The organism is Sphingomonas sp. 10B4, assembly GCF_035019905.1.
Lineage (GTDB): Bacteria > Pseudomonadota > Alphaproteobacteria > Sphingomonadales > Sphingomonadaceae > Sphingomonas > Sphingomonas glacialis.
Map to the genome: position 1 here is coordinate 21,494 of NZ_JASJVC010000009.1, position 13,955 is coordinate 35,448.

Sequence of the window (13,955 nt, forward strand, 5' to 3'; positions counted from 1 at the left end):
TCGGGGGAACATCATGTCCAAGTCACACGCCGCCAAGGCGCTGCTTCTGCTCGGTACCGCGTTCGGCGCGATTGCCAGCATCGGTTCGGCCAGCGCCCAGGAAGCCGCTGCGCCCGTCGCCGCGGTCGAGGCCGCGCCAGAGAGCGATAGCCTCGGCGACATCGTCGTCACCGCGCAACGTCGCAGTGAGAACCTCCAGAAGGTGCCGGTTTCGGTCGGCGTGCTGTCGGGTGCCGATCTGCGCACCTACACCTCGGGCGGCAGCGACACGCTGCTCGAACTCGCCAACCGCGTCCCCGGGCTTTACGCCGAGACGACGACCGGCAAGATCTTCCCGCGCTTCTACATCCGCGGCCTCGGCAACATCGATTTCTATCTCGGCGCATCGCAGCCGGTGTCGATCATCCAGGACGAGGTCGTGCTCGAGCATGTCGTGCTCAAGTCGAACCCGGTCTATGACGTCAACCAGATCGAAGTGCTGCGCGGGCCGCAGGGCACGCTGTTCGGCCGCAACACCACCGCCGGCATCATCAAGTTCGACACCAACCGCCCGACCAACGAGTTCACCGGCCGCGCGACTGCGTCGTATGGCAGCTACAACACCGTCAGCGTCGACGCCGGCGTCGGCGGTCCGATCGTCAAGGACGTGCTGAGCTTCCGCGTGTCGGGCCTGTACCAGCGCCGCGATAACTGGATCGACAACACCTATACCGGCCCGAGCGACGACGGCACCGTCGGCGGCAAGGACAAGCTCGGCGGCTTCGAAGAGAAGGACATCCGCGTCCAGCTGATGCTGACCCCGCCCGAGACCGGCTTCACCGGCCTGGTCTCGGCGCATGCGCGTGATTATTCGGGCACGTCGACGATCTTCCATCGCGGCGCGATCCTGCGCGGCAGCAACGACGTCAGCGCGGCACCGCGCGCCAGCGTCGCGCTCGATGAGGGCGGCGGCAACCGTCAGGCGTACAAGACCTATGGCGGCTCGTTCAACGCGAAGAACGATTTCGGGGCGGTCACGCTGACCTCGATCACCGCGTACGAGACGACCAAGGGCTACAGCCGCGGCGACACCGATGGCGGTGCCGCAAGCGACTTCGCCGGCGGCAAATTCTATGGCGAGAGCCAGGGCCGCGTGCGCGATCTCGATCAGCTGAGCGAGGAAGTTCGCCTCGCCAGCAACGGCACGGGCCGCTTCAAGTGGCAGATCGGCGGGATCTACTTCGAATCGCGCGACACGACCGAGTTCGACCAGCGCGGCTTCTTCCTGCTCAACAATTCGTTCGGCACCAACCCCAACCCGAACAACTTCGTCGTGCTGCGCAACACCAACACGTCCTATGCGGGCTTCGGCCAGGCGAGCTATCAGATCCTCCCCAAGCTGACGCTGACCGGCGGCGTGCGCGTGACCTATGACGAGAAGAAGACGCGCCTCGTCACCCCGCCGCGCACCGCAGCGGGCGTGTCGACCTTCCCGGCGACGGCGGCGACCAACGTCCGCCTCGCCGACACGCAGCCGAGCTGGGAAGCGAGCCTCAATTATGCGGTCGATCCCGACGTCAACGTGTTCGCGCGCGTCTCGCACGGCTTCCGCGGGCCGACGATCCAGGGCCGCAACGCGGTGTTCAGCTCGGCGTTCGTGACCGCTGGGTCGGAGACGATCACGTCGTACGAGGCAGGCTTCAAGTCGAACCTGTTCGGCAACACGCTGCGCTTCAACGCGACGGGCTTCTACTACAAGGTCCACAACATCCAGCTCAACGGCAACGACGCCAACAACAACGGCCTGCTGTTCAACGCCAACCAGGCGCAGGCGTGGGGCGGCGAGGCCGAGCTGACGTGGCGCCCGGTGCGTGACTTCACGCTGGGTCTCGGCGGCAGCGTGCTGCACACCGAGATCAACGACACGCGCGTCTATACCCCGGCGTGCTTCCTCAACGGGGCGCTGACCTGCACCGTGCTCAACCCGACGATCGCGATCCGCAACGCCGCAGGGGTTACGACCGCCACGCTCGCGCAGATCAACGGCAACGCGCTCCCCAACGCGCCGAAGTATCAGCTCGACGCGAACGCACGCTACGACTTCCCGCTCGGCAATGGCGGCAAGCTGTTCGTCGGCGGCGACGTAACGTTGCAGGGCTACACCAGCTTCGTGCCGTACAAGACGGTTGAATATACGTCGGAGGGCACGTTCGAGGCTGGGCTCAAGGCGGGCTATACCGGTCCCGACAGCAAGTATGAGCTGGCGGTGTTCGTGCGCAACCTGACCAATGAGAAGAACCTCAAGGGCGTGCTCGACAACTATAATGCCGCGGTGTTCAACGACCCGCGGATCATCGGCGTGACGCTTAGCGGCAAGTTCTGATGCGGTGAGGGCGGGGCGCTGTAGCGGCCCGCCCTTACGATCCGGACTCATCCCCGTCATCCTCGCGAAAGCGAGGATCCCGCTTCTTCTGCTGGTATCCGGGCAAGGCTGCGCGATCCCCGCTTTCGCGGGGATGACGAAGGTTTGGTCAGACGTCTAAGCCGGGGCCGCCCGGCGAAGCGGTGTCGCCCGACCGCTCAGCCGACCAGCGTGCGCGTCGCTGCCTCGACGTCCTGCTGGCGCATCAGCGCCTCGCCGATCAGGAAGCAGCGAATGCCGTGCTCGGCCATCGCGTCGAGATCGGCGCGCGTCGTCAGCCCGCTTTCGGCGACGAAGGTGCAGTCCTTCGGCGCTTTCGACACCAGCTCGTAGGTCCGCGCGAAATCGACGGTGAAATCGCGCAAGTTTCGGTTGTTGACGCCGATCAGCCGCGACTTGAGCTTGAGCGCGCGCTCCATCTCGGCCTGCGAATGGACTTCGACGAGCACGTCCATCCCGCATTCGATCGCACTCGCCTCGATCTCGGCGAGCGTCACGTCATCGAGCGCCGACATGATCAGCAGGATCGCGTCGGCACCGAGCCCACGCGATTCGGGCACCTGCCACGGATCGACCATGAAATCCTTGCGCAGCACCGGCAGGTCGCACACGCCGCGCGCCGCAGTCAGGAAGCCGTCCGAACCCTGGAACCACGCTTCGTCGGTCAGCACCGACAAACAGGTCGCACCGCCGGCCTGATAGGCGAGCGCATGCGCCGGCGGATCGAAATCCTCGCGGATCAGGCCCTTTGACGGGCTCGCTTTCTTGATCTCGGCGACCAGCGCGTAGCCGCCCTCGGCTGCGCGCGCATCGAGCGCGGCGCGGAAGCCGCGCGGTGATGACTGGGCCGCGATCCGCGCGTCGAGTTCGCTCAGCGCGGTGGTCGCCTTGCGCGCGGCGACGTCGGCGCGCTTGGTTTCGAGGATGCGGTTGAGAATATCGGTCATGAGTAAGCGATCCAACGATCGAGCAAGGCGTTCGCCGAACCGCTGTCGAGCGCTTCGGCAGCGATGGCGACGCCTTCGGGGAGGGTTTGCGTGGTGCCAGCGACGATCAGCGCCGCGGCGGCGTTGAGCAGGACGGCATCGCGATACGCACCGGTCTCGCCAGTGAGCAGGCGGCGCAAGGCGGCGGCATTGTGAACGGCATCGCCGCCCCGGATCGCGCTGATCGGATGGCGCGGCAGGCGGGCATCCTCGGGCGTGATCGTGCGCGGGAGGTCGATCGTACCGACCGCGACCGCGATGCTTGGGCCAGCGCTCGACAGTTCGTCGAGGCCTTCCTCGCCCGACACGACGAGCGCGGCTTCGGTGCCGAGTTGCTCGAGCGCGGCGGCGTAGGTCGCGGCATAATCGGGGCGGGCGATGCCGATCAGCTGGCGTGTGACGCCCGCCGGATTGGCGAGCGGGCCCATCAGGTTGAAGATCGTGCGGCGACCGAGCTTCTGGCGGATCGGGGTGATGCGCTTCATCGCCGGGTGGTGGTTGGCGGCGAACAGGAAGGCGATGCCGATATCGTTCAGGCTCGCCTGGGCGTTGAGACCGGCGCGGTGCATGTCGAGCCCCAAAGCCTCGAGCGTATCGGCGGCGCCGGACTTGGAGGAGGCCGCACGGTTGCCGTGCTTGGCGACGGGCACGCCGGTGCTCGCGACGACGATCGACACCGCGGTCGAGACGTTGAGCGTGTGGTGGCCGTCTCCGCCGGTGCCGCAGACGTCGAGCGCGCCGGCGGGGGCCGAGATCGGCAGCATCCGGTCGCGCAGCGCGCGTGCGGCCGCGGCGATCTCGATGCTGGTCTCGCCGCGTTCGGTCAGCCCGATCAGGAAGCTCGCGATCGCCGCATCGGGGACGTGGCCGTCGAGCAGGTCGGCGAACGCTTGCGCTGCGGACTCCCGGCTAAGCGGGGAGGACGGGTCGGGGAGGAGGGCGAGGGTCGTCAAATTCCCCTCCCGCTTGCGGGAGGGGTTAGGGGAGGGGAGTCCGTCCCGTGCATCTCGAACAGGCCCTCCCCCGGCCCCTCCCGCAAGCGGGAGGGGAGGATCATACCCGCATCCGCCAGGAAATTGCCGAGCAATGCGTGACCATGCTCGGTCGCGATGCTCTCGGGATGGAACTGCACGCCGTGGATCGGCAGCGTGACGTGGCGTACGCCCATCACCGAGCCGTCGTCCGCGCGCGCATTGACCACCAGCGCGTCGGGCAGATCCTCGACGATCAACGAATGATAGCGCGTCGCGGTGAAAGGCGAGGGGAGGCCGGCGAACACGCCCGACCCGTCATGCGTCACGGGAGACGTCTTGCCGTGCATCAGCCCGCCGCGCACCACGCTGCCGCCGAAATGCTGGCCGATCGCCTGATGCCCGAGGCACACGCCGAGCAGCGGCCGTCCCGCGTCGGCGCACGCTGCAACCAGATCGAGCGACACGCCCGCCTCGGTCGGCGTCTTTGGGCCGGGGGAAATGAGAAATCCGGTGGCGTTGCTCGCGAGCGCATCCGCCGCAGTGATCGCGTCGTTGCGCACGACCTTCACCTCGGCGCCAAGCTCCATCAGATAATGGACGAGGTTCCAGGTGAAGCTGTCATAATTGTCGATGACGAGGATCTGTGCACGGATCATAGCGCGCCGCTACCGCTTTTGTGGTGTAGCGACAATGATCGAATGTGTGCGTTCAGCTTGGATCAAGCTGGCCTGGCAGACGTTGTTGATCCTCGAGGAGATTTTTCACCATGCTGCGCCCCTTTGCCATCGCCTTGACGCTGGCCGTCCTACCCATGTCGAGTTTCGCGCAGACCGCGGACCAGAACGACGCCGCCGCCAAGCAGGCCGAGTCTGGCAAGCCCCCGCTGCGCATCCGTTCGATCACGCTGACGGGGAACCAGGCGTGCCCCAAGTCGACCAACCCCGATGCCGAGATCGTGGTGTGCGCGCGCCAGGGCGAGCCGTATCGTATCCCGAAGGAACTGCGCAACGACAAGCCGATCCCGGCGCAGAACCAGAGCTGGGCCAATCGCGCCGCAGTCGCCGATGAGGTCGGCCGTCGTGCGGCAGGCTTGCCTGACACATGCTCGCCGACGGGTTCGGGCGGCCAGACCGGCTGCGCGATGATGCGCGCGCAGCAATATGCCGCCGAAAAGGCCGAAGCCAAGCGCCAGGCGGCAGCGATCCCGTGATCGCCGCCGGCTGATTACTGCCCGAAACTGACCTCCGCCGCGCGCGCGATCGCCTCGCGCGCGGCGGCGAGCAAGGCACCGGCCTTGGCTTCGCACTCGCGTTGCTCATATTCGGCGACGCTGTCCGCAACAATTCCGGCGCCGGCCTGGACGTGCATCGTGCCGTCCTTGACCACTGCGGTCCGCAACACGATGCACGAATCCATCGAACCGTCGGGCGAGAAATAGCCGACGCCCCCGGCATACGCGCCGCGCACGGCGTCCTCGAGCTCGGCGATAATCTCGCACGCGCGGACCTTCGGCGCGCCGCTGACGGTGCCTGCGGGGAAGCCGGCGAGCAGCGCATCGATCGCGTCATGCTCTGGCGACAGTCGGCCGACGACGTTCGACACGATGTGCATGACATGGCTGTAGAATTCGGTGGTGTAGCTCGCGGTGACCGTCACGCTGCCCGACTCGGCGACGCGGCCGACATCGTTGCGCCCCAGATCGAGCAGCATCAGATGTTCGGCGCGTTCCTTGGGGTCGGCGAGCAGGCCGACTCGATTGGCTTCGTCCTCGGCAGCGGTCTTGCCGCGGGGGCGCGTGCCCGCGATCGGGCGGATCGTGACTTCGCCGTCGCGGACGCGGACGAGGATCTCGGGGCTCGAACCGGTCAGCGCGAAGCCTGGCAGGTCGAGGTGATAGAGGAACGGCGACGGGTTGATCCGCCGCAGCGCGCGATACAGCTCGAACGGCGGCAGCGTGAACGGCGCGGTGAAGCGCTGCGCGAGCACCACCTGAAAGATGTCGCCCGCGACAATATAGTCCTTCGCCGCTGCGACCATCTCGGCATAGCGCCCCGGCGCGAGTGTCGGCGTCAGCGCGATCTCCTGCGCGGCGGGCGCGCGCACCGGGGCGGGAAGCTGGGCCGTGGCGAGCCGCGCGGCGGTCGCCTCGATCCGCTCGCTGCCCTCGGCGACGATCGCCTCGGGCGTGCGCTTGGCATCGGGCCAGACCGGCGCGACGAGGAACAGCGCATCGGCGAGCCGATCGAAGATCAGGATCACCGTCGGACGCACGAACATCATGTCGGGCAGGCCGAGCGCGTCGTTGGCTGGGCGTGGGAGCCGCTCGACCAGCCCGATCGTCTCATAGCCGAAATAGCCGACCAGGCAGGCGAGCGCGCGCGGCAGCTCGGCGGGCACGTCCATCCGGCACGACGCGACGAGCGCGCGCAAAGCATCGAGCGTCGGCGCGTCGCACGGCGCGAAGGCGTCGCGGTCGGTCAGCCAATGCGGGTTGATCGCGGCCTCGGCGCCGTGCGCGCGGAACACCAGATCGGGGGCGAGCCCGATCAGGCTGTGCCGCCCGCGCGTCTCGCCACCCTCGACCGATTCGAGCAGGAAGTCGCCGCGGCCGGGCTCGATCAGCTTGAGGGCGGCGGCGACCGGCGTCTCGGTGTCGGCGACCTGCCGCTGCCACAGCAGCGCGGGCTTGCCCGCCGCCAACGCGGCGCGGGCTGCGACCCGGTCGGCGCGATCAGGGCTGCTGGTCATCTGCGCTCACGCCGCCCATCAATTGCGCCTTGAGCTTGGCGATCGCCAAGGTGTTGCGCTTGGTGCCGACGGCGTTCTGCACCGCCTTGCCGAACTGCGCGACATATTCGCGGCCGATCACGCTGCCGATATCGCTCTGCGTTCCCGCGATGACCTTGGGATTGGCGCTCGCGTCGCCCGGCGTGATCGTGTCGAGATGGACGATCAGATAGCCCGCATTGTTGGGCGCCTCGAGCAATTTGGTCGTCTTCGCCGGCATCGCGAAGAGCATCTGCAGCGGCGCCGAGACCGCGCGCGGATCGGCGAGCAACTGCGCACGCGGACCTGCGATCGGGCGGAGCGGCGGCAGCTTGAGCTTGGTCGCGGCGAAGGCTTGTGCCAGCGGCATGCCCTTATTGGCTGCTGCGACGACGCCCGCGGCGATCTGGCGGACCGCCTTCTGCGCGCGCGCCAGCTCGAAGTCGCGGATCACGAGATCGCGGATCTGCGCGAGCGGGCGCGGGGCGGCCGGGACGATCTTGTCGAGCGTGACCAGCGCGAAGCTGCCGTCCTGGCCGAGCGGCACCGTCTGCGGCGAATCGCCGGAATGCGCGGCGAACGCTGCGGTGAGGATCGGCGCGATCGCAGGATCGGGCTTGGCGGTCGGGTTGGCGATATCCTGGCCGCTCGCGAGCAGCGCCGGCGTCGTCTGCACGGCCAGCTTCTGCTGCGCGACGATCCCGTCGAAGCTCGTCTTCGACAGCGTATCCTCGAACGCGTTGCGCTTGTCGGTGAGCAGCTTGGCGGTCTTCTGGGTTGCGAGAGCCTTGGTCAGCTCTGGCGTCGCGGCGGCGAGCGTCGTCGCGGCACGAACGCGCTGGCTCTCGACCTTGAGCACGATGAAGCCGAGCGGCGCGCGCAGCGGCCCTGCGACGTCGCCCGCCTTGCTACCGAACGCCGCGTTCGCGATCGCCGGCGAGGTCTGCGCGGCATAATCCGCCTTGGTGGTATCGGTGAGCGTCACCGGCTCGAGCCCGGCGGCCTTTGCCGCCTGTGCGATCGGGGTACCGGCGCGGACCTTGGCGGCGAGCGCGTTCGCCGCGGTCTGGTCGGCGACGACGACCTGGACGATCGTGCGCAGATCGGCGGCGGCATATTTGCCCGACTGTGCCTGGTAGGCAGCGGCGATCTCGGCTGCGGTCGGCGTCGCAGCGGCAGCAACGGCGGCAGCGTTGACGAGCGCATAGCGCACGACGCGGCGCTCGGGCATGCGGTAGCGCGAGGCGTTGCGCGTGTAATAGGTGTTCAGCTCGGCATCGGTCGGCACGGCGCCGGCGGGCACCGCCTGCGACGGGATGAAGCCGATCGTGCCGGCGCGCTTCTCGAGCAGCAGGCTGGCGTAAGGGAGCGCGAGCTGGAGCGGGACCTGGTTGGCCTTGAGCGGCGACTGCCACAATTGCTTGACGAGGATCTGGTCGGTGGTCTGCAGCCGAACGTCGGCGTCGGTCATGCCGATCTGGCGCAGCACGCCTTCATACTTCTCCTGGCTGAACTTGCCGTCGAGCCCCGAAAGCCCAGGCTGCGCGGCGATCACCGCATCGACTGCGGGCTTGCCGACGACCATGCCCTGCGCCTGCGCGTACTGGCGATAGGCGGTCGAATCGATCAGCCGCTCGAGCGTCGCGTCGAACCCGCCGCCCGCGACGAACTGCGCCATGTCGAGCGTCGGGTTCTGCTGGCGATAGCCGTCCATGTCGCGCTGAACGGCAGTCTGCAGCTCGCTGACCGAGATCGTCTTCTTGCCGACGGTGGCGACGATATCGCCCTTGGCGACAGGATTGGCGCTGCCCGACAGGCCGGCGCGGTCCCCCAGCACGAATGCCAGGCCGAGCAACGCGACGAAGCCGAGCGCGATCGCGCCTCCGAACCGGTGGGCAATCATTCGGCGGAAAAAGCTGAGCATGGTCGGAAACGGCCAATCTGTCTGGAGCGTGGTGCCGCTGCTTTAGGGGGCAGGCGAGGTCGCATCAACCCAGGCGGTTGGACTTGTGCCGCGCGCACGCTTCGGTATCGCTGTCGCGCAACGATCAAAACGGGAGAGATGCAGGATGGCGCGACGCAAGCTGGTGGCAGGCAATTGGAAGATGAACGGCAACCGTGCCGCCTTGGCCGAACTGGTCCTGATCGCCGAGGCGGCGCGCGCGGCGCCCGGGGTCGACGTGTCGATCGCGCTGCCCGCGACGCTGATCGCGCCCGCGGTGGCGCTGGTGCCTGGCTTCGCGTTCGGTGGCGAGGATGTCCATGCCGCCGAAAGCGGCGCACATACCGGCTGCCTGTCGGCGTCGATGCTCGCCGAGGCGGGGGCCAGCTTCACGATCGTCGGGCATAGCGAACGCCGCGCCGACCAGGGCGAGACGAGCCAGGACGCCTGGGCCAAGGCGAGCGCGGCGCACCGCCACGGGCTCGGCGTGATCCTGTGCGTCGGCGAAACCGATGCCGAGCGTGACGCCGGCCGTGCCGCGCGCGTCGTCCAGGCGCAGATCGAGAAATCGGTCCCCGATCTCGCGACGGGCGACTGGCTGACGATCGCGTACGAACCGCGCTGGGCGATCGGCACGGGGCGCACCCCGACGCTCGACGAGATCGGCGAGGTCCACGCGATCGCGCGTGCCAAGCTGCGCACGCTGGTCGGCGATGCCGCCGACGGGATCCGCATCCTCTATGGCGGATCGGTGACGGGCGCGAATGCGACGGCGATCCTCGAAACCGAGGATGTCGACGGCGCGCTGGTCGGCGGCGCGAGCCTGACCGCGGCGAAGTTCGTGCCGATCATCGAAGCGGCATAAGCGGGGGCGTGGCGCGGAAGCTTAAGGTCTTCGTCGTGCCGGCCGGGTTTCACGACGCCTATGTCGCCGCGCCGAGCCGCAAGGCCGCGCTTGCGGCGTGGGGAAGCGAGCACGACCTGTTCGCGCGCGGGATCGCGCAGGAAGTGAGCGATCCCGCATTGATGGCCGAGCCGCTGGCGCATCCGGGCGAGGTGATCAAGCGCTCGCGCGGGACGAGCGCCGAGCAGATCGCGGCGTTGCCGGCGCTACCGGCGCGCGCGGCGAAGGCGGCGGAAGATGTGCCGGCCGAGCGCGCCAAGGTCGGCCGGAGCGGAGCCAAGCGGGTGGCGTCGGCTCCGCGCAAAGCCGAGCCCAAACCCGAACCACCGCCCAAGCCCTCGAGCGAAGCGCTTGCCGCCGCCGAGCAGGCGCTCGCCGATCTCGAAGGCAGCTACCGCGCCGCCGACGCCAAGCTCGTCGCCCGCCAACGCGCGCTCGACCGCGAGCGGCGCGATCTCGACGCGCAGCACGACCGGGAGGGCAAGGCGCTGAGCGCAGCGCTCGCTGCCGAGCGCGACCGTTACGACACGGCGATGGCGCGCTGGCGGAAGGCGCGGGGCGCTGGCTGATCGTTTGGGGCGCGGCGCCGGGCGGTTGACTCGATTGACCCCAAGACGCGGTGTTTACAATCGCGATCGTTTCCGTTTTCGTGCCAATCCAGTCCTGCCGGTCCGACGATGTTAAAGAGCAGAACAGTCTATATCATAACCGCCGACATGTAGGACAGCGTCATGGGTGATGGCGACCCGATACCGACGTCAGGAGCGCGGTTTTCCGCGCGGCGGGCCGATGATATACGGCGCACACGCGAAGGCGGGGTTGAAGTCCGTAGGCAGCCGTCCGCGCTTGTCGGGAAACACCAGGACCAAGGCGACGTACGGGGGCTTCTTCGACTCCCGCACCTTCAGCCTGTCCTCTGCGGTCAGGCGGTAGAGGGCGGTCGCGCCAAGGGCGGACAACCGGACCTGCTGACGATGGGGTTCGACCGCTTCGATCGTGCAGCCGTTGAGCGTCCCCCGCGCAGCGACCTTGCAATACACCATGGCGCGCGCGCCGCCGGTGATATGCGCGGCCGGCATCGCTGCGATCTGTTTCGCCGTCGGCTGCACCGCCCAATGCGCCTGCTCGGTTTCCGGTCCAGATCGCGGTCGCGACGACCGATAGACCGAGAGCGTCGTATATGGGTGCGCGATCAACCCCATCGTCGCGACCGAGAATTGGAGCAGCAGCGACGCCGCCATCAGCATGGGCCGTGATCCCGACTGCGAGTCATTTTCCGAGGGTCCTTTCGATCGCGAGCTTCGCCCATTTCGACGGGGCGCGCCAGCGATACCCGTGTAACCACCGTAGCGACGATCCCGCCGCCGGCGGGACCCGTTCGATCAGTTTCCTCGCCAGTGCCTGCGCGATTACCGTCACCAGCAGGGATAGGCTATCCGCCGCGATCCGCCGCGATCCGTCGCGTCCGCGCTCCGCGAGCGCGACCCCCGTTCCCGACGCGACGACGCCCGCGTTCTGACGCAAAAGGGGATAGGCGGAGATCGACCAGAACCGGACGTCCAGCTTGCCTGATGGCCATCCCGACAGCGGACGCTCGGTATCGACCTTGAGCAACAACCCTGCGACTATCGACCCGCGAGATTTTGGGTCTTGATCGGGAGCGGCACGTGCTAGATTTCTTCTATAGACTCCGGCTGAAGCCGGGCGCTGACTTCATCGAGGAGCGGCCCGAGTCCGTATCGGCGGACCTTCCTTACGAGCTTCAATCGAAGATCTTCGATCAGCTGGCGACGGTCGGCATCGCCGGCGCAGGGCTCTCGGTCACGTTGATCGGCAGTTTGCTCCAGAACGCGTCGCGCGTCGTGTGGCTGTCAGTGATCCTCTTTGGGTTAGCCGCCATTACGTCGGTCGGTGCCAACGTTCGGCTGATCGACGGACTGACCCAGCGCCGGCCTGTCCTACGCCGCACCAAGCTGGACGTGCAGATCGCGATGGGCCTGATCGGCATGGCGATCGGATGCCTGTGCATGAGCATGTATTACGAGGGTGATCGTGCACCACCGAAGGCCGCTAGCGTGCAGCCGGCACGGTAAAGCTGGGATGTTCGCTGACCACCACCACGGGACGAGTGGCCCGGACTAATAACAGCACCTTGAGCGGAATGTCCGCTTACCACCAATAATCGACGTTGAACCGCTCGCCGACATCAAACCGGCGGCGGGACCAGTCCGATCAGCTTCATCGCCACTGCCTGCGCCACCATCGTCACCAGCCAGAACAGGCTGTCGCGAACGATCCGCCGCGGCGCCGCGCCGTGGTAGCGCTGCGTGACCGCCACCACCGGCAGCACGAACCCCACCCAGATCACCACCGCGCTGCCCACCGCCATGATCCATGGTGCCGCCTTGGGCGGCGCGAGTATCAGCGCGCCGGCCAGGATCGACGCGAACCAGAACAGGCCGAGTGCGGCCACGACGATCGCGCTGACCGCTACGCGCCCGCGCCCGAACGCCACGTGATAGGCGGCACCCAGCATGAGCCCGATCAGCGTCGCGACGAGGATCGGCACGAGGTTGATCAGGATGTAGATCATGCCGGGAAGCGACCCTTGAGCATCGCCCAGGCCGCGCGCAGGCCGAGCGCCTCGCCGCCCTTGGGGCGACCGGGCTTCGAACTCGGGCGCCACGCGAAGGTGTCGAAATGCGCCCAGGGCGTGCCCTCGGGGACGAAGCGGCGCAGGAACAGCGCGGCGGTCACCGATCCGGCGAACCCGCCGTCGGGGGCGTTGACGAGGTCGGCGATGTCCGAAGACAGCATGTCGTCGTACCCGTCCCACAGCGGCAGCCGCCACAGCGGATCGCCGACCGCCGTCCCCGCCGCGAGCAACGCCGCCGCCAGCGCCTCGTCATTGGCGAAGGTCGCGGGGAGGTCGGGCCCGAGCGCGACGCGCGCCGCGCCGGTGAGCGTCGCGAAATCGAGGATCAGCGTCGGGTTTTCCTCTGCCGCACGCGTCAGCGCGTCGCCGAGCACGAGCCGCCCTTCGGCATCGGTGTTGGTGTTCTCGACCGTCAGCCCCTTGCGCGTGCGGAGCACGTCGCCCGGGCGGAAGGCGTTGCCCGAAATGCTGTTCTCGACCGCGGGGATCAGCAGATGCAGCCGCACGGGGAGCCGCGCCGCCATCACCAGCCCGGCGAGCGCGAGCGCGTGCGCTGCGCCGCCCATGTCCTTCTTCATCAGCCGCATCCCCGACGACGGCTTGATATCGAGCCCGCCCGAATCGAAGCACACGCCCTTGCCGACGATCGCGATGCGCGGATGCGAGGGATTGCCCCATTCGAGCTCGATCAGCCGCGGCTCGCGCCCGCGCGCGGCGGCCTGGCCGACCGCGTGGATCATCGGATAGCCTTTTTCGAGTGCGTGGCCCTTCGTCACGGCCACGGTCGCGCCGTGGGCCTGGGCGAGTTGCTGCGCCTCGGCTTCGAGCTCGGCCGGGCCGAGATCGGCGGCGGCGGTGTTGACGAGGTCGCGCACCTTGGCGGTGGCGCGCGCGAGGCGAACGGTTTCCTCGATCCGCGCGGGCTCGCCGGTGAGCAGTACGCGTGCGCCGACCGGGATTTCGTCGCTGCGATAGCGATCGAACTTATGCTGCGCGAGGCACCAGCCGAGCATCGCCGCGCCGGGCTCGCCCTCGGCGAGGCGATAGGTGCCCTCGGGCAGTTGTTCGCCGAGCGAGGCGATCCGCCACGGCGAATCGAGGCTTTCGTTGCAGACGAGCAGCATCGCCCAATCCTCGGGCTTGTCGCCCGGCAGCACCGCGCGATTGCCGGGCTTGCCGGTCAGCCGGTGCGCGGCGACCACGGTGCGGATCCGCGGCGGCTGAGCGCCGAGCCACGCCTCCCACGCCTCGGGGCGAACGACGTGGATGAGGCGCGCGGGCTGGCCGCGATCGGGTTGCAGCAATGCTGCGGGGTCGAAGGTCATA

General features: G+C 68.1%; 13 protein-coding genes and 1 pseudogene. 5 read left to right on the top strand and 9 right to left on the bottom strand.

The genetic code is table 11. The features are described from left to right. Positions 1-13: 13 nt before the first annotated feature. Positions 14-2,362, top strand: a complete 2,349-nt coding sequence (locus QN347_RS04460; RefSeq protein WP_322159742.1) for a TonB-dependent receptor — start codon at positions 14-16, stop codon at positions 2,360-2,362. A 197-nt stretch (positions 2,363-2,559) separates the two neighbouring features. Here the strand turns inward: QN347_RS04460 and trpC are convergent, their stop codons facing one another. The 3 genes and pseudogenes from trpC to QN347_RS04475 form a co-directional block, all read right to left on the bottom strand. Then, complete coding sequence (gene trpC / locus QN347_RS04465) at positions 2,560-3,348, bottom strand: indole-3-glycerol phosphate synthase TrpC (protein WP_322159741.1); 789 nt, start codon at positions 3,346-3,348, stop codon at positions 2,560-2,562. Next, a complete protein-coding gene (gene trpD / locus QN347_RS04470; protein WP_322159740.1) occupies positions 3,345-4,340 on the bottom strand; it encodes an anthranilate phosphoribosyltransferase in 996 nt (331 codons plus the stop codon). Before trpD ends, trpC begins: the two co-directional genes overlap by 4 nt. 86 nt (positions 4,341-4,426) lie before the next feature. Further along, a pseudogene (locus QN347_RS04475) lies at positions 4,427-5,017 on the bottom strand (anthranilate synthase component II); the annotation flags it as partial. A 110-nt stretch (positions 5,018-5,127) separates the two neighbouring features. Between QN347_RS04475 and QN347_RS04480 the strand changes: the two are divergent. Beyond that, entirely contained in the window at positions 5,128-5,571 is a 444-nt protein-coding gene (locus QN347_RS04480; protein ID WP_322159739.1) for a hypothetical protein, read from the top strand. 14 nt (positions 5,572-5,585) lie between these two features. Here QN347_RS04480 and trpE read toward each other — a convergent pair whose 3' ends face one another. Further along, positions 5,586-7,109, bottom strand: coding sequence for an anthranilate synthase component I (trpE, locus tag QN347_RS04485; RefSeq protein ID WP_322159737.1), 1,524 nt, complete (start codon positions 7,107-7,109; stop codon positions 5,586-5,588). Continuing rightward, entirely contained in the window at positions 7,093-9,051 is a 1,959-nt protein-coding gene (locus QN347_RS04490; RefSeq protein ID WP_322159735.1) for a peptidylprolyl isomerase, read from the bottom strand. Before QN347_RS04490 ends, trpE begins: the two co-directional genes overlap by 17 nt. 145 nt (positions 9,052-9,196) lie before the next feature. Between QN347_RS04490 and tpiA the strand changes: the two genes are divergently transcribed. Together tpiA and QN347_RS04500 are read left to right on the top strand one after the other, a co-directional pair. Next, complete coding sequence (gene tpiA / locus QN347_RS04495) at positions 9,197-9,934, top strand: triose-phosphate isomerase (RefSeq protein WP_322159734.1); 738 nt, start codon at positions 9,197-9,199, stop codon at positions 9,932-9,934. 8 nt (positions 9,935-9,942) lie between these two features. Then, positions 9,943-10,542 carry a hypothetical protein gene (locus tag QN347_RS04500; protein ID WP_322159732.1) on the top strand — a complete coding sequence of 200 codons (600 nt, stop codon included), beginning with the start codon at positions 9,943-9,945 and terminating at the stop codon, positions 10,540-10,542. A gap of 189 nt (positions 10,543-10,731) precedes the next feature. Here QN347_RS04500 and QN347_RS04505 read toward each other — a convergent pair whose 3' ends face one another. After that, positions 10,732-11,220, bottom strand: a complete 489-nt coding sequence (locus tag QN347_RS04505) for a hypothetical protein (RefSeq protein ID WP_322159731.1) — start codon at positions 11,218-11,220, stop codon at positions 10,732-10,734. Between the two features lie 22 nt (positions 11,221-11,242). Further along, positions 11,243-11,590, bottom strand: coding sequence for a hypothetical protein (locus QN347_RS04510; protein ID WP_322159730.1), 348 nt, complete (start codon positions 11,588-11,590; stop codon positions 11,243-11,245). A 50-nt stretch (positions 11,591-11,640) separates the two neighbouring features. Here QN347_RS04510 and QN347_RS04515 point away from each other — a divergent pair, with 50 nt between their 5' ends. Next, entirely contained in the window at positions 11,641-12,066 is a 426-nt protein-coding gene (locus QN347_RS04515; protein WP_322159728.1) for a hypothetical protein, read from the top strand. A gap of 113 nt (positions 12,067-12,179) precedes the next feature. Here the strand turns inward: QN347_RS04515 and QN347_RS04520 are convergent, their stop codons facing one another. Both QN347_RS04520 and QN347_RS04525 read right to left on the bottom strand, forming a co-directional pair. Then, positions 12,180-12,566, bottom strand: a complete 387-nt coding sequence (locus tag QN347_RS04520) for a hypothetical protein (protein WP_322159727.1) — start codon at positions 12,564-12,566, stop codon at positions 12,180-12,182. After that, positions 12,563-13,954, bottom strand: a complete 1,392-nt coding sequence (locus tag QN347_RS04525; protein ID WP_322159725.1) for a leucyl aminopeptidase family protein — start codon at positions 13,952-13,954, stop codon at positions 12,563-12,565. Before QN347_RS04525 ends, QN347_RS04520 begins: the two co-directional genes overlap by 4 nt. Position 13,955 lies beyond the last annotated feature (1 nt).